We start from the raw sequence: 20793 nt of genomic DNA, 5'->3' as shown, positions 1-20793 counted from the left end.
CCTCGGCGAGGTGCCGGTGAGGAGAAACCGTGGGACAACCAGTGGTACTGATGCCCGGACGGATGCACCCGGCGGTCGCCGAGGGGCTGGAGGCTCACTGTGAGCTGATCCGGCTCTGGGAGGAGAGCGACCCGGACGCCGTCCTCGCGGCCCGTCGCGACGACATCGTCGCGGTCGCGACCGGCGGGACGCTGATCGACGGGGAGTTCCTGGACAAGCTGCCCGCGGTGAAGCTCGTGGCCAGCTTCGGCGTCGGCTATGACCGGATCGACGCGACGGCCGCGGCCGAGCGTGGTGTCGTGGTGACGAACACTCCCGGCGTGCTGGATGCCGAGGTGGCCGACACGGCCCTCGGCCTGCTGCTGATGACGGTGCGTGAGCTACCGCAGGCCGAGCGGCACCTGCGCGACGGCAAGTGGAAGGACGGCGCCTACCCGTTGACCCGGGCAACGATGCACGGCCGCCGGATGGGCATCCTGGGCCTCGGCCGGATCGGGCAGGCGATCGCGGACCGGGTCGCGCCGTTCGGCATCTCCGTTGCCTACCACAACCGCAGCGAGAAGGACGTCGCGTACCGCTACTACCCGACCCTGGTGGAGATGGCCCGCGACGTCGACATCCTGATGATCGTGATCCCTGGCGGCGACAGCACCCGTCACCTCGTCGACGCCGAGGTTCTGAAGGCCCTTGGCCCGGACGGCATCGTGATCAACGTCGCCCGCGGTACGGTCGTCGACGAACAGGCTCTCGTGGATGCGCTTCGCACCAACACGATCCTGTCGGCCGGACTGGACGTCTTCGAACGCGAGCCCGACGTCCACCCGGACCTGCTGACGCTCCCGAACGCCGTACTCCTCCCACATGTCGGCTCGGCCACCATCCCGACCCGCAACGCGATGGCCGGTCTGGTTGTCGACAATCTGCGCAGCTGGCTGAGCAACGGCACCGCGCTGACCCCGGTCCCGGAGTCGGAGGGGCTCATCGGCTCAGCGTGATCTCCTCGTCGAGGCGGGACAGCTTCTCGGGATTGCGTACGACGTACATGCCCTTGATCAGCCCGCCCTCGACCCGGAGTGCCATCACCGTGTCGCCCCCGCCCTCGAAGCCGATCCGGAGGGCCGGCTGACCGTTGATCTGGACCAGGTGCACCGGGGTGTCCACGAACCGGCCGCGGCCGCGGCTCAGGAAGGTCGCCACCCGGTCCGCACCGACGATCGGTTCGAGGACCGCCTGCACCACGCCACCACCGTCGGCGAGGAACACCACGTCCGGTGCGAGCACGTCGACCAGGTTCTGTAGGTCGCCGGTGGTGATCGCGCGCTGGAACGCTTCGATCGCGTCCCGGGTCTCGCCGGCGGAGACGACCCCGCGGGGGCGGCGCGCGGCGACGTGCTCGCGGGCCCGGTGGGCGATCTGCCGGACCGCGCCCGGCTTCTTGTCCACGGCTTCCGCGATCTCGTCGTACTCGAGGCCGAAGACCTCACGCAGCACGAAGACCGCGCGTTCGGTCGGTTTGAGGGTCTCGAGGACGAGCATCATCGCCATCGAGACGCTGTCGGCGAGTTCGACGTCCTCGGCCACGTCCGGCGCGGTGAGGAGCGGTTCGGGCAGCCAGGGACCAACGTACGACTCCTTGCGGCGACCGAGCGTGCGCAGCCGGCTGAGCGCCTGACGGCTGGCGATCCGGACCAGGTACGCACGGTGATCGCGGACGGACTCTAGATCGACGCCGACCCACTTCAGCCAGGTCTCCTGCAGCACGTCCTCGGCGTCGGCGGCCGAGCCGAGCAGCTCGTACGCGACCGTGAACAGCAGGTTGCGGTGGGCAACGAACGCCTCGGTGGCCTGATCGGTGCCGGTCATGGGCTGACTCCTTCGCACGGTCGACTGTCCCCCACCAGACGACACAGCCCGCGATTTTGTGACATCGGCGCCGGAGTGGCGTGCATCACGGTCACACCGGCGGGGTGGCCGGCATCTCGTGGTCGTTCGGTCCACTCCACGAGTAAGGACAACTGATGGAACCCCGTATCGACCTGATGAGCAACGAGCTCGGCGCGAAGATCGGCAAGCGTGTCTACAACGTCAGCCTGGCGATCCAGCAGTCGACACTGCCCGCATCCATCCAGGACCTGGTGATGCTGCGGTCCAGTCAGCTCAACGGCTGCGGCTTCTGCATCGACATTCACACCAAGGACGCCGCGGCGGCCGGTGAAACCGCGGTCCGGATCAACCTGGTCGCAGGCTGGCGGCACTCGACCGTGTTCACCGAGGCGGAGCGGGCGGCCCTCGCGCTGACCGAGGAAGGCACTCGATTGACCGACGCGGGAGTCTCCGACGAGACCTGGGAACTGGCGCGCAAGCATTACGACGAGGACCAACTGGTCGCGCTGGTCTGCCTGATCGCGATGATCAACGCCAGCAACCGAATGTCCGTCATGACGAATACCTTGGGTGGTGGGTACGAGCCGGGCGCGTTCAGCTAGGCAGGTCCCAGATTCGCTCGGTTTCCCAGGCGTACTCCCAGGCCTGGATGTCGGGCGGCTCGATGCCGAGGCCGGTGAGGATGGCGCAGACCTGCTCGCGGTGATGATTGGCGTGGTTGATCGCCTGCGCGATGAAGATGCCGACCCGGGTGCCGCGGGTGTTGTCGTCGACGATCATCACCCGCTCGACGTCGATCGGCTTCGCGAGGAAGTCCTCCCAGATCACGCCGGCCTCGTCGTTCCAGCGCTCGAGGGTGTCGAAGTCCGGGGTGGTGTCCTCGCTGTCGACGAAGGCGAGCTCGGCGTCGGCGATCCGGCGTACGTAACTCCCGTCGCACCGGATGATGTGATCGAGGGTCGCCACGATCCCGCCGTACGTGCCGACGCCGGTGATCTCGAGCTGCTCGGGCGTGAGGTTCTGATCCCGGCAGAACCGGATCAGGCTCTTCGTCGCCCAGTTGTTGTGCCGGATGGGGTCGTACAGCAGGTCGTTGAGTGCCATGCGATGCACGCTAGCGGCCGCCGTTGGTCCGGCGTACTCAATTTCCCGCGGTCAGGGTGGTGAGGATGTCGTCCCAGTGGTTCTGCAGTACGGCGAGATGCGTGGTCTGCTCGCGGATCACGAACCTCGCCTGTGGGATGCGCTCGGCGAGCCAGCGGCCGTTGCGGGTCGAGGCGTTCGCGTCCAGGTCGCCGTACCAGAGGTGGACCGAGCACGTGATCCGCTCCGGCCGGAACTCCCAGGTCCGGAACGAGATCGCGGCGTCGCGAAGGTAGCCGTCGGGGTTGACGAGCGCCTCCCGGACCGCGGCGGCGATCGCGGCAGGCGATCCCCGCTTGATGATCTCGGCGTCGCGCGGATCCAGCTCCCGGAGGAATCGCTCGGCGAGCGCGTTGTCGTCCGGATCGCGCGGGTCCAGCTGGGCGACGTACGCCTCGAAGTCCGGGCGCATGAGCTCGACAGCCTCTTCCGGCGTGAGTTGGGCGAGGCGGGCGAAGAACTCCTGCTGGGGTGGATCGAGGTCGTCCCGGTGGTACGGCGGAGTTAGCTCGGGCACGCTCGCCGGGGCCGCGGCCACGCCGACTGCGGTCACTCGGTCGGGGTGACGGACCGCAGTCGCAAGCGCGTACGGTCCGCCGATCGACATGCCGAGTACGGCGAACCGGTCGACGCCGAGCCGATCCGCCAGCGCGACGACATCGTCGGCCACCGATCGGTGGGTCGAGGCGTACGTGTCGGAGTCGCCGTACCCAGGACGGTTGACGGCGATCAGTCGTACGCCGGCATGCCGAGCGGCCGCGTCACCGGCGTACGCGGCGTGTCTGGTGTCGGGGCAGCCGGGCAGGAACAGGACGGCGGCACCATCCGGGGTGCCACCGTCCCACCACTGCAGCCGGTGTCCGTCAGCTTTCGGCGGCAGAGACGTTGACCATCCAGTTGATGCCGAACTTGTCCTGCACCATGCCGAACTCGTCGCCCCAGACCTGCTTCTCCAGCGGCACCGAGACCTTGCCACCGTCGGCGGACAACTTCTCGTAGTAACCGCGCAGCTCGTCGTCACCGCTGAGGCTGATCGCGATGTTCTCGCCCGGGTTGTACGGCATGCCCTGCGGCGTGTCGGACGCCATCAGCGTGAAGCCGCTGGGCGTCTCGAGCTGGCTGTGCATGAGCTTGTCGTCGTCGTCCGGGCCGTGGCCCGCGCCGAACTCCTTGAAGGTGTTCGTCGACAGGTCACCCCCGAAGACCCCCTGGTAGAACTCCATCGCCGCCCGCGCGTCGCCGTCGAACTGGATGTACGGATTGAGCCGTGACGCCATCGAACTTCCTTCCCCCAACCGTCCGAACCTGATGGTCCGGCACTCTTGCCCGCACAGTAGCGCCGGGTTCCGACAGTCCGCGACCCCCTGCGGTTTAAGGTCTGGGCATGATCCTGCGACACGTCACCATCGATGCCGGAAATCCCTACGAACTGGCCCAGTTCTGGAGCCGGGTCACCGGCTGGCCGCTCGGTGACGGGGACGAGCCCGGCGACGACGAGGTGCTCGTGAACGCGCCGGCGCCGGTCCCCGGCCTGCTGTTCATCTCCGTCCCGGAGCAGAAGTCGGGCAAGAACCGCGTCCACATCGACTGGGTCCCGACCGAACGCACCCGCGACGAGGAGGTCGAGCGCCTCCTCACCTTCGGCGCCACCATCCACGAAGACCACCGCCAGCCCGACGGCCGCGGCTGGGTCACCATGCTCGACCCCGAATCCAACGAGTTCTGCGTAGAGCGCAGCGAGTCCGAACGCACCGCCTGACTCTCAGGCAGCGCCGAAGCACCCTCAGTTCCCCCGGGCTGAGGGTGCTTCTGGCATTCGGGGAACTCTTCGGGGCTGTTGGGACATGTAAGGAGATGACAACCTTTTGGAGTTGCCGGGCATCTTTGTCCCGAGGGGTTTGCAACGTTTGACGCGGGTCACGACGTTGAGAGGGTGAGGGGCGGCCGGTGGAAGGGGGGATGGGGTGCTGAAGCGCAAGGTTCGCGACTTCCTGGTCGGGCCGGTGACTGCGATCGTCGTCACATTGGCGGTGTTCGCGTTCGTCGGCGGGCTGCTGGTCGTGCTCGAGCCGAGCTCCACCACCGCCGCCGCCCCTGCCACCGGCGGCACGGGGATCTCCAGCAGCCTCGACTACGCGCCACCCGGCCAGTACGGCTCCGGCACGCTCGGCCCCTGGCAGAAGCTGCTCCGGCGGATCTCGCCCGAGGACGACATCCGCGACGCGCTGACGTTCAACGGGATCTTCATGTTCGGCGACAGCATCGCCGTACAGGACGAGTCGGGGCTGGAGCGGCTGCTGGCGGCCCGTACCGGGGACACGATCGCCGTACACAACTGGTCCGGTCAGCCGACCTCCGCGGCGGTCGACGCACTCGAGGGCTGGTCCCGCGACTACGGTCTACCCGGGCGGATCCTGATGGCGGTCGGCACCAACGACATCTTCAATCCGCCGGCCTTCGGCGCCCAGGTAGAGCGTGCGATGCAGATCGCCGGACCGAACCGCACGGTGTACTGGGTGAATGTCGAGGTCAGCCGCTTCCGGCAGGACGCCGACGCCCAGGCCTCCGACCGCGCCAACAGCGCGTGGATCAACCAGCAGCTGGAGGAGGCCGCGATGCGCCACCCCAACCTGCGGATCATCCACTGGGCCGAGTACCTGGCCGCCCAGCCGGACGGCCTGGCCAAGTACCTGCGCGACGGCGTCCACACCACCGAGCCGATCGGCGCGGACGCCCGCAACGAACTGATCGCCCAGGCCATCGAAGACGCCGACGGAGACCAAAGCAGTCGATGAAGACTGCAATCTCCAAGATCTATGCAACCTTCTTCCGGGCCAGGGCATCTATAGAGGCAGAGGAAAGAATCTGACCTCGGGGGGACCGATGGTGGGCAACCTGTTACCGGAGTGATCGGCATCACTTTAGATGCCGGACGCAACGTTTAGCGGGCGGCCAGACATCTAGAAGTAGCACCGCCCCGAAGCGCAGAGCCGCGCAATCAACCTGACCCACATTCCCAGGCACCGCCATGCCCGAATCCAGGTCAAGGCAACTACAGGCATGCCATGGCATGCGGTGAGGGGGAACACCATGCCCGCGAGACAACCACGGACGGCCCGCACGACGTTGCGGCTCGCCATCGCGGTGTCGGTGAGCGTGGCCGCACTGGCGGCAGCACTGGTGGTCCCGTGGGGTGGCACCGAGCCGGAGGCCGCGCCGGACCCGACCGTTGCACATATCCCCGAACCGCCGACCGCACCCGCGACCCAGCCACGACGCGACTCCTACGCGTGCCCGGCGTACAGCGGGATCGACCGGACCAACCCGTTGCCGAACCTGTACAAGGACACGTTCGCCTGGGGGACGACTCCGCCGTACAAGGTTGGCGACGGCAAGGGGAACGTCAACTGGCGGGTCAACCCGGACAAGAACCCCAGCTGGTACATGTGGCTGCATTCGCTGCGCTGGCTGGGTCAGGGCATCGTTGCCGCTGGCAAGGGCGACAAGGTGGCACTGAAGCGGGTCAGCACGATCGCGCACGACTGGGTGACCGACAACCCGTACCCGTGGAAGGCGGACGTCGGCGCGTACGAGTCGACGATGCACCGCACCAACGTGCTGATCTGTTTGCGGCAGGCAACCTTGTCCGCACTGCACGCGGCCAGGCTGCCGTTGGAGTACGCCTGGCTGGACAAGGCGCTGGTGGACCACGCGTGGTTCCTGCAGAAGAACTACAGCGGCGACTGGAACCACGGGACCGACGAGAGCCTCGCGCTGTTCGGGGTCGGATGCACGCTCGGCCGGGCCGACCTGAAGAAGGTCGCGTCCGATCGGCTGACCAGTGCGATCAAGACGTCGATCGACACGCAGGGTTCGACGAACGAGCAGTCGACGGCGTACGCGCAGTTCAACTACTCGCTCTGGGGCCGGGCGATCGACGTACTGCAGAAGTGCGGTGTCGACCCGGGTACGACGATCAAGGCCCGGCGACGGGAACTGGCGAAGTGGCTCGCGTTGGCGACCAACTCGCTCGGCAACCTGCACCAGATCGGTGACTCCGAGGTGGTCAAGACCGCACCGGTGACCGGGACAGTGCTGGAGTACGCCGGAACGCTTGGGAAGCAGGGGATTCGGCCGACCCAGCGGATCGGGATCTTCGACGCCGGGTACATCTTCGGGCGGACCGGGTGGGGTGAGACGCGGGCGTTCACGCAGGAGTCGACGTACTCGATCAGGTTCGGGCCGTCGCGGAAGCTGCACGGGCACGAGGACCACACGTCGGTCACGTACACGTCGCACGGCCGGGACATCCTGGTCGACGGCGGGCACGCCGGCTACAAGATGGACGAGTGGCGGAGCTGGGCGAAGAGCCAGTTCTCCCACAACGAGATGACGGTGTTGTCGACGGCAACGGATCACCCGGACACCAAGCTGGTGCGCTCGAAGATCCTGCCGACGTCGGAGTTCTACGAACTGCACGACTCGCTGGGTGCCGGGATCGACCGGACGCGGGATGTGCTGGTGCTGAAGGACCCGGATCTGATCGTGGTGCTGGATCGCGGTCAGGCTGCTTCGGATCAGGAGTACCAGACGCTGTGGCACTTGCCGTCGGATCAGCAGGTCCGGGTTGTGGGCTCGTCCGCGGTGGCTGCCCGGCCGGGTGATCGGGTGAAGACGACGCTGTTGCAGATCCCGTTCCAGCAGGCGACCACACCGATCAAGGTCGCCAGTGGGGAGACCTCGCCGGTGCAGGGGTGGCACTACAAGACGATCGACAAGAAGGTGCCGGCGCCGGTTGTGACGTTCAGCCGGTCCGGGCGGAGTGCGTCGATCCTGTCGGTGATCGTGCCTACCCGTACCAACGCGGCCGTCAGTTACACGACGACGCAGCAGGGGTCGCGCATGCTGGTCAACCTGAAGGTCGACGGGGTCGTCACCACGATCGCGGTCAGCCAGGACGGGACGCTGCAGCGCATCAAGTGAGCTAAGTAACGACGGCCCGGCGAGTGGTTGACGCCGGGCCGTCGGTGCTGCTGCTCAGGTGGTTGTGCGGCCTCAGGTGGTTTGGGTTGCGCGGGGGCCGACGGGGTGCCAGCCGGCGGGTGGGTCTTCCCCGACGCGGCCGTCGACGGCTTCGCGGAGGAGGTCAGCGTGGCCGGTATGACGCCCGTACTCCTCGATGAGATCGCACACGAGCCGGCGAAGGTTCGGATGCCGGCCGTCCGGCCAGGAGATGTGCGCCGGCTGATCCAGCCCACCATCAGCCAGGGCCGCACTCAGCCGTGCGCGCGAGCGTTCAACCGCACCGTCCCACAGCGCGTAGAGCTCCTCCGGCGTGTTCTCGGCCGCGGAGTCGAACTCCCAGTCGTTGTCGTCCCGCCACCCGTTGTCGTCCCAGGTCGGATCCATCGGCTCTCCGCGGAACTTCACGAGGAACATGTAGTCCTCGTTCGCCGCGAGGTGCTTCATCAGCCCACCGATCGTGATCGTCGAGGCCCCGATCCGCACCTGCATCCCGGCCGCGTCGAGCTCGTCGACCTTGTAGCGGAACGTCGTACGCAACCGATCCAACGCCCCGACGAGATGCTCAACCTCGTTCCCGGCCAACGGCGGTTCCCACCAATACTCATCCATACCCCGCACGCTAACCCCCATTCCGGACACTCCCCTTCCGGAACTCCCAACCCCCTAAGCTCACCGAATGCAGGGGTATGCCGGCGTACGTCGGGAGTGGACCTTCACGTTGGCGGGCGAGACATGGAGTTGGTGACTCGTCCTTCCGCCGCCCGGAAAGTGGGTCGGGACTTCTACCTACGACCAGCCTCCGAGTGTGCGACGGATTTCCTCGGGAAGGTGCTGGTTCGTCGTACGACGTCTGGACGGGTGGCGGGCATTATCCGGGATGTTGAGGCGTACCCGGCGTTCAGCGACGAGGTCCACCACGGCAACAAGAAGACGCCACGAACCACGGTCATGTGGGAGGCCGGTGGGGTTGCGTACGTGTATCTGATCTACGGGATGTGGCACCAGTTCGCCGCCGTCGTGAACGGGGCCGACGTACCCGACGTCGTCTTCATCCGCGGCGTGACCCCGATCGAAGGCATCGACCTCATGGCCGCCCAATGGGACAAGCCCCGCCCCACCAACCGCCTGGCCGACTCCCCCGGCAAACTCTGCAAGTCCTTCCAGATCACCAAAACCCTGTACGGCGCAAACCTCACCGCCGACGACCTCTTCCTAGAGGACTGGTCCATCCCAGTCCCCCCAACCTCAATCCGCACCACCCCCCGAGTCGGCCTAAACCCCCACCACCCCGGCCACAACACGCCCCTGAGACACCACCTATGACCAAGGCCTGACCTCACTGCCTAGAGAACGGCACGTAATCCTGAGACATCTCTCGGATGCTGCGCAGTAGGTTTGCTGCATGGGGTCGACCGATCAGCGGTGTCTGTCGCGAGTCGAGCGGGCTCTTCTCGATGATCTGCTCGCGCACGACTTCGCCGGCGTGGAGCCTCTACGCGAGCAGGCTCGAAACGTCCTCGCCGGCAAGGGGTGCGACTGCGGCTGCGGGACCATCAACCTCACGCCACAAGATCGGGACGCTCCCCGCTCAACCTCGAGTAGCCCCGCCGAAGTTGAGGGCCGGGTGCTGGGTGCGGACGGTGTAGACATCGGCGGCCTCTTGCTGTTCGTCAGAGACGGACTGCTGTCCTCGCTGGAGGTCTACTCGTACGACGAACCGCTGCCGCTACCCGAGCCGCGCCAAGTGATCTGGCAGAACGTGCCGCGCCGCCGCTGACCTGGTCGATTCAGCCGATGCGTTCGTGGTGCCAGCGGCGGCTGGCCATTGGTGGCGGCTGGTCCACGCCAGCCTTGATCGCGTGCCAGGTGGCGTGCCATTCACCGGGCGGGCGCTGAAGCTCCTTGACCACCTCGGCAGCGACTCGTTCGGGGCTGCGGCGGTCGCGCGGGAAGCGAAGGAACACTTGGTAGCCGGCATCGGCCGAGTGGTAGTCGTCGTTTCCGGTGAACAGCGCGACCTTGAAGAGCTCTGGGTCCGCGTGATCCTTCGCCGCCCAACTCACGCCGAGGCCGTACCTGTCCAGATGCGTGCGGTCGATCTGCTCCAGCACGAGTCGAGCCGTGGTGTCCTCGGGGCGCTCCCACCCGTGGTCGGCGGCGATGCGGGCAACTTCAGCGTCGTACTCCTCGGCGTTGAAGCTGACCCCGCCACCGATCGGGACTTCATAGAGCCAGTCCCAGTGAACTGCAACTCCGTCACGCACGATCGTCACATCGGTGGAGCTACAGCAGTACGTGCCGCATTCACACCGCGCGATCGGCACCTGCTTGGGGTCCGGCGTCGCGATCAGCCGGTTGACGGGGATCAGGATCTCGAAGGGATTCATGCCCATTCCCGCGCCGAGTCGGGTCATCTCGACATCGTTGACGTACACAAGGAGTTCGTGACCACCCACCGACTCGTGCGCCGCGCGGACATCGAACCGGATGGTGTCGGTGGGCTGGCGGGACAGAACTCGGCCGTCGGCGACCAGCTGTTTCCACGGCGACAGTTCGCCGGGGCGGGGGATGTTGAGTTCGTCCAGCGTCGCTTCCAGCAGATCCTCGATCTCGTCCCGACGGTCGGACGGCGATGCACCCGCGAGCATGCGGAGGTGGGTCGAATCCAATCCGTCCACCAAACACTGAACAGCGGCGTCGATCAGCTGCTTAGGCCCGCCCGAGTGCGGTTCGACGGACCACCGCGAGGCAGCGTCGTAGAGCCGATGCTCGGGCGACGGGTAGTTGTACTCCACCCGCCCAGCATGAGCGACACAACTCCCCCAAGCCACCCACTGGTCAGCTTGGGTCGTGGTGGTCGGCCACCAGTTGGTCGAGGGCGTGCTGTCCGGCTGCCGCGAGTACTGGGTTGGTCTTGCGATAGACGCGTACCGCCCCCAACCCTGCGTTGAGCGCCCAGCCGCGGCCTCGGGTCCAGGTCGCGTCATCAACGTCCGCTGCAGCGCGGAACAGCTCACGGCTCCGGGCGGTCAACAAGGTCCAAGCCGGAAGCATGTCGGTCGCTGGATCGCCAAGGCCTACCAGTCCGAAGTCGATGACGGCCGTCAATCGACCGAGCTCGGCGAGCAGGTTGGAAGGAAAGAGGTCGCCGTGGATCCACACCGGCGGGCGGTTCCAGCTGGGAGCAGCCAGGGCCGACTCCCAGACCGCGATCGCCGCATCTCCATCGAGAGAACCTTCTTCGCTCAACTGCCGGATGGTGGCACGTACGACGTCGTCGTCACGGGCGTCGACCGGGCTAGCCCGCGGTGAGTCCAGCCCGCCCGCGGTCTCAATGCGCCGGAGTACGGCGATGAACTCGCCGAGCCGGCCGCCCACGTCGCCGAGGTCAAGATCCGTCCGGGTGGCCAGATCTTCGCCGGCCAACCACCGATACACCGACCAGGGATAGGGGAACTCCCCTTCGGGCGTTCCCGCGGCGAGCGGCACCGGTATGGCCAACGGCAACTGCGGAGCGAGTAGCGGCAGGCACCGTAGCTCCCTGGCCACCATCTCGGCAGCCCTGTCCAGGCGCGGCAGACGCACAGCCATCGCGTCCCCCAGCCGGAACATCGCGTTGTCAGTCCCAGCCGACCTGACCTCCACCAGAGGCAACTGCGCCCACTCCGGAAACTGACTCCCAATCAGCCCACGAACCAGCCCCTCGCTGATCCCGACCTCGTCAGGATTCATCACCGCCACCCCTCGAGCTAACAGATCCGGGCCCGAAATCACAGAACCCCCAGCCTCAGAGTGACCTCTGACCTGGGGTTTGGTGGAGCCGCCTGTCGGAATCGAACCGACGACCCCCGACCTCGAGCAGCGATCGTGCTCAGCGGCCGGGGGTCGTTGACGGTTGTTGAGGGCCCTTCGGGGGCACCTCGGGGGCATGGTCGATGTCGTGGGCATGCTTCTCAAGGAACTCGTCGAGCTGCCCTTCGTAGGCCTCGACCTCGGCCCCGTGAAGCGTCCGAAACTGCGCGTGCAGCCAAGCAGAGAGAGTCATGACCTCTGCCCGGTAGTCGTCGATCGCCTTCCGGATCGGGAAGGTCGGCGCTGGTCCTCGATGAAGAGCCGCGCCTGCTTTGCCCATCCGCCCTTGGCCAACAACGCCTCGCGATCGAGAGCGAGGATATGATGCGCCTTGTCATCTCCAGCGTCCCAACGGACGGTACTGATGAGTTCAGGCAGCTCAGCATGGAGAACCACGTTGCGTAGTTCTTGGATGAATTTGACACTGGAGATCTGGCCGACTGCCGCTGCGCGGGCCTCGTACTCGGTTCTGATGGGGGACGACTCTGGATATCCCTGCATGAGAACCCGGGAGTGATCCACGAGTGTCTTCACCGATGCCAGGTAGTTGTGAAGCAGTCGATAGACCTCAATGAAATAGTCCGGCCGATCCCTTCGCTGAGGCCCGACGCTGCGGATGAGATCCATCGCCTTTTCCGCCGATAGATCAGCAGGTGCTAACGTCTTCAGGAGCTCCCTTTCGTTAGCGTCGTAGATATCGACCACGGTCCGCCACATCGCCCATCGCTGCGCGGCGGTACGTCCGGGATGGGCCTCCGCTCGCTCCGTCAGCTCGTCAAAATCGCGATCTGGATCGTCACCAGCCACCAACTTGCCCATGCGCATGCTCCTCCGAGAGACCGGCCCCCATTCTGGCTCTGCGCTCGGCCCTTCCACAGCAACGACTGCCCTGCGCGTCTTCCCGTCTGCCGTTCAGCCCACGCGTAGCGCGATCAGGAGACGCCAGAGGCGTCAAGATGAAGCGCCCTACTGGACGAACGATCTTCGCCCCTCTGGTGGCTTCTGATAGGTCCTGACTGGGCTGAGCGGCAGGCGGGAAGACGAACCCCGACCACCCACCCAGTAGGCCGGCCGATTCGGACCCCTGGTCGACGAGCTGGTCCCGATGGTTGACCGGTGGGCGGGCGGGAAGGTGAGCGTGGCCCGGCTGTTCCACGCTCCCCAAGGTGGACCGCTCAGCGAAGGCAACTGGAAGCGGTCTGTCCGCTGGTCGGCCGTGATCAAAGCAATCGGAGTAGCAACCCTGCGAGTCCACGACCTGCGTCACACTGCCGCATCGGTATGGCTCGGATCGGGAGCTGACCCGAAGGTCGTTCAGAGGATCTCGGGGCACGCCTCGGCGGCCATGACGATGGACCTCTACGGGCACCTGATCGATCAGACCTCTGGGATGCTGCCCGGAAGATCGGGGACACCACGGGGGCACGGAGGGCGCTTGAGGGTGGAACGACGGAACCCCCAGCCGAGGAAACTTCCCTCTGACCTGTGGGTTTGGTGGAGCCGCCTGTCGGAATCGAACCGACGACCTTCTCATACGACTCACGCGGCTGGCGTCTACAGCAGTTCATCCTTCAAAGCCGGGAGCGCAGCCATTGGGCGCATCGTCCTTCTAGATCCACACCCGTCCATCCTGCTGTTAGCACGATTGTTAGCAGGATCGCAGTGTCGCTCGTCATCCCGCCATATGCCTCATCTGGTCCCCGGTTCACCTCGTGAGGGTCGGAAGGTACGACGCCTGCAACCAACCATGGCGGTCGCCACCCCAGTCTGCTGTTCAACCTGAGACCACTCGATGCCAAGCAGGGTCTTCAGATCCGTGGCCGTCTCGCTGTACAGATCACTGATTCGCATACCGATCACTTCGAACCCCGAAACCGACGTGTCTGGATTGCCCATGTCACGCCGAGCCGCCATAACGAAGTCCGAATAAAGACGCATCAGGACGAGGGCAGGCGCATCGTGATACGAACCTTGCCGGAAGTTGTGCCATGCTTGTAACGCGTCATCTGAGCCGTAAATTGCAATCCACGCGTCGAACTTTCTGAACTCTTCAAGAAGGTCGTCGGTCCTCAGGGCTTTGGCCATCCTCGGATCGATCATCTTGCTGAAGGTGTCTGTCATCGGTTGATAGGTGCTGTACTTCTTCTCTGCGAGACGATTCTCAAGGTCGCGGATCCGCTGGGCCTGCAGCTCAAGCTCTTTGGTCTTTCGAGCCGAAAGCAGCTCTAGCTGTTTGGTCTTCCTCGCCGACCGAGCCGCCGTGGTCGCAGCAAAAATGGAGACAACAGCCGGGATGCTGGCTAACGCGAACGGAGCCCAGTTCATATCGATCAGTATGCGACACCCTGCCCCGTCCCCTGCTAGCTGCCAAACCAGGTCACCGCGGCACGGGTCAAGAGTCGGCTGTGCCGATCCCGCAGGGACGCCATTGGCGCTCTTGATGCGTGTCGTGGTGGCCGTAGGATCGAGCGACCAGGGGGACGAGGCCAAACCGCCGCCTCCCCACGGAGCCAGTGGACCGGGTGACGATCGACCGTTTAAAGAACTGGCGAGAGCATATGGTACGCGCGGTGTAGGGCGTCGGCCGGAGATAATAAGCCCGGGCCGCGCTGCGCGCCGCTTGCGGCGCGCCTTGATACTAAGAGGTCAATCCGGCAGACGACGCCGCGAGCGCGGCAGGATGCGGGCGCGCGGCAGAGGCTCACTCCCATACGAGGCTACATTCTGGCCGACTTCGCTCAGGGTCTCCGGCCACGAAGCGTCGATGCGATCCCGAAGAGGGAGGATGATGGTTAGGTGACCTCAAAGGCTGCGAAACGGGCGAAGCGACGCGCGAAGAGAAACCGAGCCGCACGGCGCCGTGGGCTCGACTTCTCGGATCTCCCTCGTCCGCTGAGGCTGATGATGGAAAGTCAGCAAGAATTGGCCGGCTACATTGAGAGGGCGACGGACTTGCCGTCCGCCTCGGCGCTTGCGCTCGCTAACTTACGCCAGAGTGTCAGTGAAATTGTCGATAAGATGCGAAACCATGACAGTTTAGATGTTCTTGAAAGCATCGTTTATCTAAATTTGATGTCCGATCCTGAAGAATATCGCGAGACTGATCACGAAGGAAGCGCCGCCGTTGTTGAACTGGTCGCACTTATAGCCGGAAGTGGGACCGTCGTTGGCAATGCGGCTCAACCGGGTGCCTATGACATGAAGGATCAACCAGAGGTCGACGGCGTTCAAGCATGTGGAATGACGGCACTCAACGCTGCATCAAAATGGCGTCTATTCGAAGCTCTACAAGATGAGAACCCCACTTCGGGACTCAGCTTTCAGACCGTTATCCGAGAGACCTCACTGCGGAACACCTCCTATCCTCACATGCTGCGCCAAACGCTTGACGCGATATTCTCTCATGACGACGTGATCGCTGACTGCGTCGCAGCAACCGGCAGTACCCCCACGGAAATTTTCCGAGTACTAGATGCCGCATATTCCGTGCGCGAGCGACGCTGGAACGAGCGACTTCTAGGACTCGAGAGAGTTCACGCGATCTACTTGCGGTGGCAGGAAGGCGATCGCTCAGAACTGACAGAGGCTGAGGCAATCGAGGCGCTCGGAGCAGTTTGGGCGAATCCGGCGAATGCAGCCATACTCGACATTCCCGAAGTGGCGGCCGAAACAGGCCTGCCGCCGGACAAGATTGAGTCCATCCTGGATCTGTTCACAAGCAGCCTTGAGCACGATTCCGCCGTTGACTTGGTTGAGAGATTCTTTCGCGGTGACAACCCGCTCCGCCTGAGACCAATACTCCGTCACCCCTCTGGACGTCGGCTTGTTGTCCACGAGAGCCTCCTCCTGCCCGCCTTTCGCGAGCGTATTGAAGAGGCGCTCAAGATAGCCGGGCGAACGGACCGGTACCTCCGTCGACGCGCCAAAGACCTGGAGGACGCCGCACTCTCCCATCTGAAATCAATGCTTCCGAACAGCATCGTCCACGGGTCGTTTGAGTACTTCATTCCACATCCAGAGAAGCCGAATGAAGTCGAGCCGTCCTCGTTCACGAAGTTCGTAGAGAGTGATGGCCTTATCATCGTTGATGACGTCGCCTTGATCGTCGAAGCCAAGTCGGGTGCGCTTTCCCAACGGGCTAGATCAGGAGACTCGAAGAGGCTTGGTCAAGATTTGACGAAACTCGTATCCGACGCGGCATCGCAAGCAGAACGCATGCGAGAACGAATCACCAAAGATGGTGGTCTAAGACTTCGCAACAGAACTTGGTTAGACCTGAGCGGAATCCGCGAGATCTATTCGGTCACGATTACACTCGATGATCTCGCGGGCATAGTAACAGTGACTGATGAACTCGTACGAGCTGGGCTACTGCCCGGAATAAATCTGCCGTGGACCGTCTCCATCCATGACCTTCGCATCATAGGTGAACTGGTGGAGCGGCCGGCTGAACTGCTACTTTATTTGCGTCGCCGTACACTGCCTGAACTAACCCGCACCTTCTTGGCCACAGACGAACTCGATTTCTTTCTGCATATGCTGCGAGCGGGCCTTTACGTCGAACCTGATCCCGAGATTCTCGCAAGAGAGATCCCCAACATACCACCAACTGCGGACCAGCGGCGACGTTTCAAGAAGCAGCGGACTCAGTTCTTAACCAGTCGCACCGTCCCGCTCGATGACTGGTATTTCTACCAGCTAGGCAGCAAGAAGACTCCGGCAGAAAAGCCTCGGCTGAATGTTCAGGCTGATCTCCTCAGATTAGTTGATGAAATCCGAGACAGCGGACTACCCGGCTGGTTGTCAACGTCTACCTCGCTCTTGAGTTGCGACGAGACGACACGGCAAGACTTTATCGAGTACGGGTCTAAGCTAGCGCAAGCCACGAGGATCGACCGTCAGCCACATACCCTGACCGTCATCCTGGGCGACCGCCGTCAGAACTTCACCGTGCTCGTGTGGGCCTGCCGTCCCAGTAACGTCACGAAACAATCGTTCGACCGCCACCATCTCCGCTACTTGGCAGCCAAAAAACACCAAGCTCAAGCCTTACGTGCCGCCATAATTGTGTTCAACGAGGATGGCACATTCAGCCACCTCCTCTTCGACAATCGCGAGCCTGGACCGAATCCCGAGTTGGATGCGGACGTCAGTACGTTCGGACTGACGAAACTGACGGACATGAACAGGGCACAAACTATGCGCCGCCTCACCAAAATCTTGGGGGACTGATCGGGAGCAATCACGAGAAGACATGCGCAGGTCTTCGTTTGAATCCGGATCAAGCCGAAGCAGATGCTCGGCCTGCTGCTTCCATTCGTTTCGGAGCAACTCACTGGGTAGTCCAGCCAGTACCACCACAAGCTGCGCAGGGCTCGTGTTCGGGCTTGGTGACGACCTTGCCGTTTTCGATGCGGCTTTTCTGGACGATGGTGAAGGACTTGCCTTTGCAGGTGGGGCAGATCTGGCGTGGTGGTGGGGTGGGTTTGGGCATGTCATGTCCGTTCGTCAGGGGGTTTGGACATGACCGCGCCCTTGCCCCGAGAGGTGTGGACTGGTTGTCCGGGGCAAGGGCGCGGGGTGGTGGGCAGGGCCGGCGCGGACGCAGGGATCGGCACGCCAACCCCGCCGTCTAGGAGGGGCCAATGGGGAGACTCGGCCGTCCATGAGGGTCTGGAGGCGGTCCTTCACCTCGCTCGGGTTACCGACTCCGGCGAGGTGGTGAATGCTCGGGACCAAGACTGTGGTGATGTCTTTCTGTGGTGAGCTGCTGGACCAGGGCGTTGAACGCATCCGGAGCGGGCGACGGTCCTCGACGTGGAGCTGTCCGAGGTCATAGCCCCACTCATCGGCGAACCGCGCCATGCTCTCGCGGACTCGGGACAGCTCGGCGGGGTTGATGAGCAGGTTCGCGTTCACGTAGACAACCGCCGGCGGTTTGCTCACTAGCCGGCCTCGGCGGGCTCGTTCGTCACACGCAGGCTCGCGTACCGGCGCCCTATGCGTTCCCGAACCACGCGGCCTTCGCGGGCTCGGCGACGTGATCGATGATCTTGTGCTCGCCGAGCCAGACACAAACGCGGCGAAGCGGCTTCTCCGTTGCCGTACTCATAATCCACACCCGTATGTCGAGGGCGAAACGGTGAGCTTCGGTGGCGGCGTCAGTGCGCTACGTGATCAATCGTGGCTATCGGTGTAAGGGGCAACTTTCACAGCTTGTGAAAGTCTCGTGAGGCTGTCAGACACCGATCCACGCCGCATAGCGGGTAAGCGCATCGGACGGATGCCGTGACGCGTGGGGCAGGTCCATGACAACACCTCGGACAAGCGGATGCCGGCGGGCTTGGCCGGGCGCGACTCTGCGGGCGATCTGGAGATGGCGTAGCGCCTGGTCCGGCACATTAAGCCGCTGGTACGCACGGGCCAGGTCGAAGTGGTGATGCCCGATCCGCGTCGGCAGCCAGCCGCGGAGGAATCGGACGAATTCGCCGAGATGGATCGTGTGGGAGTAGTCGCCGAGCTCGATCATCGTGATGACGCGATGCACATTTACGTTGGTCGGGCCGAACCCGAACCAGAACGTTTCGAGATCCTCGCCGGTTCGGCTCGCGTAGCGGTCGGCCTCGTCCAAGTAGTCGCGTACGGCGGAGGCGTCGCCAGCACGCGCAGAGAGAACGGCGGCCCCGAGGTTGAGCTGTCCCAACGCGATCAGCGCACCTGGCGTCCTCGAGTCGGTGCCTTCGAGGTGCGCGCGGCCGGAGTTGTTCAGGTTCCAGCGCGTCTCGTAGTCCTGGCGACGCGGGTAGGCCGTGATCCGCAGGTACTCCCGAGCCGCTCTCAAGGCCGGCGCTCGATCCGCTGAGCGGGACGCGGCCCAGTCCATGCGGTTGAGCGCGGTCAGCGAGAGACGGGATAGCCGGCGGCAATCCCCACCGGGTGGGCGCAGCGATATGCCTCGGCGAGCAGGCCCCAAGCATCGTCACGGTCGGTGCCTGTCCAGGTGTGCGCGGCCGTATGAAGTTCGGCGTATAGACCTGGCAGCACTGGAGCCATCGACTCATAACGCGCCGCCTGGCCGACGATATTAGCGCCCCGAACAGCCTCTCGGAGAACGTGCACTGGGCGTGGCGTGATGGTCTCGTCAGGGTCGAGGTCGTAGAGGTCGAGTTGGGTACGGATACGTCCGAGCATCTTGCCCAACTGCTCGTCCTGCGTCGCCTCGGACGCCGAGTCCCAAGCAGCACAGATACTTCGACGCCGAGCGCTCGGGCACAGGCCGCCAGGAACCCCGGCGTGGCCGGCTGGCTACGGCTCTCCACCTTGGTCAACAAGCTGTAGGAAACGCTCGCCATCGAGGCTAACCCGTGCTGGGTCGACTGCCGATGCTTACGAAGCAGGGCGGTCCGCTCCCCCACCTGTCCCGCGTTGCCCATATCTCGATTCTTCGAGCCGATCAGCAATGCAGCACTCGCGCCGGCCAAGGTTCGCGTCGCGCCACACGAACAGAGCGCGGCAGGTCTGATATCGACGCAGCCCGAGGGGACAGTCCTGGACCGATCAAGCGACCGTCGACGCGACACTGAGCCATCACGGCTGATTGGCTGCGCACATGAAGACATTGCTGCCAGTAATCACCCTCCTCATCGGCATCGTTCTCAACGAGCTGCTGACGCAGTGGCGATCGCGCCGGGATCGGTCGGCGGCCCGTTTGGATCGCTACGAGAAGTTCGTCGGCGACGCGCTCATTGAGGCGTTGGACGCGATGGACGACGCCTATGACGCTGCCGTTGTGATTGGGCTCAACTCTGACAAGCACGGCACCGCCGGAGGAGCGGAGGCTATCACCACGGATGAGCATTGGTCGTACCGCGAACCTTTTGTGACAGCTGTCGGGAAGGAGGCGATGCGGCTTCGCAGAATCGCCGTGCTGCTTCCAGAGGCACAGTCACCGAGGATCGAGCTGGAGACGATGGCTCAGGCAGTTGCTGACATGGTTGGCCAGGGAACAGCGAGGCAAATATCCGACCGGTTCAAGCGGGTCGACGCAGCCATTTTGCCAGCGCGAGAAGCGATCGCACAGGAGCTGCGAAGGCTGTATTCAGCGTAGATCACGAAGGCGAGATAACGCCTCGAAGCACGCACATCTACGCAGGCCCGGCCGACCGCTGGAACAGCGCACCGGACGGGTAGTCCGTGAGGTCGAAGGTGCGGACGTGCTTGAAGCCGTTGTGGAGGTAGTAGTTGTGGAGGCCGATGTTGTCCGTCCACACGTCGATGCGGAGCCAGTGCAGCCCCAGGCGGTGAGCTCGGTGGCAGGCCCAGTCCATGATTTCGGTTCCTAGGCCGGCGTGCTTGCGGCGGGACGATCAGGCGGTGCATGTACATCGCCGGGTCAGCCTGCTCCTCAGGCGTACAGAGGCGGAGGTCGGAGAAGGTGTCCAGGGCGACGGTAGCGCGGCTGCCAAATCCGAGCTTGCTAACGGCCAGGACCACGACACCGACGACTCTGACGAGGACGAGGGTCCCGGCGTCCGCGCTGGTGCCCAGTTAGCAAGGGCGTTAGCAAATCCGCAACCATGAGTCGCACCACGAGTCAGCCCGGACATGCAGAACCCCAGGTCGTCAGTGCTCTGACCTGGGGTTTCTCCGTCTACCGGAGTGGAGCCGCCTGTCGGAATCGAACCGACGACCTTCTCATTACGAGTGAGACGCTCTGCCGACTGAGCTAAGGCGGCGGGTGCCGAGGCAAGAGTGTAGCCGGAGGGTGGGGAGGATTCCGAATCGGATAGTTCGGCGGCCGGGGGCCGGGCGGCGACCTGGGGTCGCCGGCAGAAGGAGCTCGCCGCCGGGTACGCCTTCCTGCCCACCAGACCTGCCTTGTACGACGAC

The 20793-nt window shown here is 64.4% G+C and carries 22 protein-coding genes, 1 tRNA gene and 1 pseudogene; 10 read left to right on the top strand and 14 right to left on the bottom strand.

Annotated elements, in window-relative coordinates; genetic code table 11:
* Positions 1 to 29 precede the first annotated feature (29 nt).
* Complete coding sequence (locus tag AB0L70_RS13405; RefSeq protein ID WP_363683451.1) at positions 30 to 995, top strand: 2-hydroxyacid dehydrogenase; 966 nt, start codon at positions 30 to 32, stop codon at positions 993 to 995.
* Here the strand turns inward: AB0L70_RS13405 and AB0L70_RS13400 are convergent.
* Positions 979 to 1863: an RNA polymerase sigma-70 factor gene (locus AB0L70_RS13400; RefSeq protein WP_363683449.1), complete on the bottom strand. Its 885-nt coding sequence runs from the start codon at positions 1861 to 1863 to the stop codon at positions 979 to 981. The genes AB0L70_RS13405 and AB0L70_RS13400 overlap by 17 nt on opposite strands.
* 155 nt (positions 1864 to 2018) lie before the next feature.
* On the opposite strand from AB0L70_RS13400, the gene AB0L70_RS13395 reads away from it, so the two are divergent.
* Positions 2019 to 2486: a carboxymuconolactone decarboxylase family protein gene (locus AB0L70_RS13395; protein WP_363683447.1), complete on the top strand. Its 468-nt coding sequence runs from the start codon at positions 2019 to 2021 to the stop codon at positions 2484 to 2486.
* Here AB0L70_RS13395 and AB0L70_RS13390 read toward each other — a convergent pair.
* The 3 genes from AB0L70_RS13390 to AB0L70_RS13380 are packed head-to-tail and all read right to left on the bottom strand — an operon-like array spanning position 2479 to position 4304.
* Positions 2479 to 2988 (bottom strand): DinB family protein, encoded by a 510-nt coding sequence (locus AB0L70_RS13390; protein ID WP_363683445.1) that lies wholly within the window; start codon positions 2986 to 2988, stop codon positions 2479 to 2481. The two genes, AB0L70_RS13395 and AB0L70_RS13390, sit on opposite strands and share 8 nt — an antisense overlap.
* 37 nt (positions 2989 to 3025) lie before the next feature.
* Entirely contained in the window at positions 3026 to 4003 is a 978-nt protein-coding gene (locus tag AB0L70_RS13385; RefSeq protein WP_363683443.1) for an alpha/beta hydrolase, read from the bottom strand.
* Positions 3891 to 4304, bottom strand: a complete 414-nt coding sequence (locus AB0L70_RS13380; protein WP_363683441.1) for a VOC family protein — start codon at positions 4302 to 4304, stop codon at positions 3891 to 3893. The genes AB0L70_RS13385 and AB0L70_RS13380 overlap by 113 nt, the downstream gene beginning before the upstream one ends.
* A 107-nt stretch (positions 4305 to 4411) precedes the next feature.
* Here AB0L70_RS13380 and AB0L70_RS13375 point away from each other — a divergent pair, with 107 nt between their 5' ends.
* The 3 genes from AB0L70_RS13375 (at position 4412) to AB0L70_RS13365 (ending at position 8010) form a co-directional block, all read left to right on the top strand.
* Positions 4412 to 4786: a VOC family protein gene (locus AB0L70_RS13375; protein WP_363683439.1), complete on the top strand. Its 375-nt coding sequence runs from the start codon at positions 4412 to 4414 to the stop codon at positions 4784 to 4786.
* A 205-nt stretch (positions 4787 to 4991) separates the two neighbouring features.
* Complete coding sequence (locus AB0L70_RS13370) at positions 4992 to 5822, top strand: GDSL-type esterase/lipase family protein (RefSeq protein WP_363683437.1); 831 nt, start codon at positions 4992 to 4994, stop codon at positions 5820 to 5822.
* Positions 5823 to 6117: 295 nt separating this feature from the next.
* Complete coding sequence (locus tag AB0L70_RS13365; RefSeq protein WP_363683435.1) at positions 6118 to 8010, top strand: heparinase II/III family protein; 1893 nt, start codon at positions 6118 to 6120, stop codon at positions 8008 to 8010.
* A 72-nt stretch (positions 8011 to 8082) separates the two neighbouring features.
* Here AB0L70_RS13365 and AB0L70_RS13360 read toward each other — a convergent pair whose 3' ends face one another.
* Positions 8083 to 8661 carry a DUF664 domain-containing protein gene (locus AB0L70_RS13360; protein ID WP_363683433.1) on the bottom strand — a complete coding sequence of 193 codons (579 nt, stop codon included), beginning with the start codon at positions 8659 to 8661 and terminating at the stop codon, positions 8083 to 8085.
* A 132-nt stretch (positions 8662 to 8793) separates the two neighbouring features.
* Here AB0L70_RS13360 and AB0L70_RS13355 point away from each other — a divergent pair, with 132 nt between their 5' ends.
* Positions 8794 to 9375 carry a DNA-3-methyladenine glycosylase gene (locus tag AB0L70_RS13355; protein WP_363683431.1) on the top strand — a complete coding sequence of 194 codons (582 nt, stop codon included), beginning with the start codon at positions 8794 to 8796 and terminating at the stop codon, positions 9373 to 9375.
* Positions 9376 to 9454: 79 nt separating this feature from the next.
* Positions 9455 to 9829: a hypothetical protein gene (locus tag AB0L70_RS13350; protein ID WP_363683429.1), complete on the top strand. Its 375-nt coding sequence runs from the start codon at positions 9455 to 9457 to the stop codon at positions 9827 to 9829.
* A gap of 10 nt (positions 9830 to 9839) precedes the next feature.
* Here the strand turns inward: AB0L70_RS13350 and AB0L70_RS13345 are convergent, their stop codons facing one another.
* The 3 genes from AB0L70_RS13345 to AB0L70_RS13335 all read right to left on the bottom strand — a co-directional run bounded on the left by AB0L70_RS13345 (position 9840) and on the right by AB0L70_RS13335 (position 12723).
* Entirely contained in the window at positions 9840 to 10847 is a 1008-nt protein-coding gene (locus tag AB0L70_RS13345) for a hypothetical protein (protein WP_363683427.1), read from the bottom strand.
* A gap of 43 nt (positions 10848 to 10890) precedes the next feature.
* Entirely contained in the window at positions 10891 to 11784 is an 894-nt protein-coding gene (locus tag AB0L70_RS13340; protein ID WP_363683425.1) for an aminoglycoside phosphotransferase family protein, read from the bottom strand.
* 309 nt (positions 11785 to 12093) lie between these two features.
* The gene (locus AB0L70_RS13335) at positions 12094 to 12723 is read right to left on the bottom strand and encodes a hypothetical protein (RefSeq protein ID WP_363683423.1); all 630 of its coding nucleotides are present in this window, start codon (positions 12721 to 12723) and stop codon (positions 12094 to 12096) included.
* Positions 12724 to 12988: 265 nt separating this feature from the next.
* On the opposite strand from AB0L70_RS13335, the gene AB0L70_RS13330 reads away from it, so the two are divergent.
* Positions 12989 to 13687, top strand: a complete 699-nt coding sequence (locus AB0L70_RS13330; RefSeq protein WP_363684097.1) for a tyrosine-type recombinase/integrase — start codon at positions 12989 to 12991, stop codon at positions 13685 to 13687.
* Here AB0L70_RS13330 and AB0L70_RS13325 read toward each other — a convergent pair.
* A complete protein-coding gene (locus AB0L70_RS13325) occupies positions 13594 to 14229 on the bottom strand; it encodes a hypothetical protein (RefSeq protein ID WP_363683421.1) in 636 nt (211 codons plus the stop codon). The genes AB0L70_RS13330 and AB0L70_RS13325 overlap by 94 nt on opposite strands.
* A 471-nt stretch (positions 14230 to 14700) precedes the next feature.
* Between AB0L70_RS13325 and AB0L70_RS13320 the strand changes: the two genes are divergently transcribed.
* Positions 14701 to 17136, top strand: a complete 2436-nt coding sequence (locus AB0L70_RS13320) for a hypothetical protein (protein WP_363683419.1) — start codon at positions 14701 to 14703, stop codon at positions 17134 to 17136.
* A 1006-nt stretch (positions 17137 to 18142) separates the two neighbouring features.
* Here AB0L70_RS13320 and AB0L70_RS13315 read toward each other — a convergent pair.
* From AB0L70_RS13315 to AB0L70_RS13305, 3 genes and pseudogenes are all read right to left on the bottom strand, one after another.
* Positions 18143 to 18745: a hypothetical protein gene (locus AB0L70_RS13315; protein ID WP_363683417.1), complete on the bottom strand. Its 603-nt coding sequence runs from the start codon at positions 18743 to 18745 to the stop codon at positions 18143 to 18145.
* Positions 18746 to 18801: 56 nt separating this feature from the next.
* Positions 18802 to 19104 (bottom strand): hypothetical protein, encoded by a 303-nt coding sequence (locus AB0L70_RS13310; protein WP_363683415.1) that lies wholly within the window; start codon positions 19102 to 19104, stop codon positions 18802 to 18804.
* A gap of 59 nt (positions 19105 to 19163) precedes the next feature.
* Positions 19164 to 19337, bottom strand: a pseudogene (locus AB0L70_RS13305) (helix-turn-helix domain-containing protein); the annotation flags it as partial.
* A 176-nt stretch (positions 19338 to 19513) separates the two neighbouring features.
* Here AB0L70_RS13305 and AB0L70_RS13300 point away from each other — a divergent pair.
* A complete protein-coding gene (locus AB0L70_RS13300; protein WP_363683413.1) occupies positions 19514 to 20011 on the top strand; it encodes a hypothetical protein in 498 nt (165 codons plus the stop codon).
* Between the two features lie 37 nt (positions 20012 to 20048).
* Here the strand turns inward: AB0L70_RS13300 and AB0L70_RS13295 are convergent, their stop codons facing one another.
* Entirely contained in the window at positions 20049 to 20231 is a 183-nt protein-coding gene (locus AB0L70_RS13295) for a hypothetical protein (RefSeq protein ID WP_363683411.1), read from the bottom strand.
* A gap of 332 nt (positions 20232 to 20563) precedes the next feature.
* Positions 20564 to 20639, bottom strand: a tRNA-Thr gene (locus AB0L70_RS13290).
* Positions 20640 to 20793 lie beyond the last annotated feature (154 nt).

Origin of the sequence: Kribbella sp. NPDC051952 (assembly GCF_040680855.1) — a bacterium.
Classification (GTDB): domain Bacteria; phylum Actinomycetota; class Actinomycetes; order Propionibacteriales; family Kribbellaceae; genus Kribbella.
The sequence above is the reverse complement of the archived record's forward strand: the minus strand, read 5'-3'. Positions and strand labels throughout refer to the sequence as shown.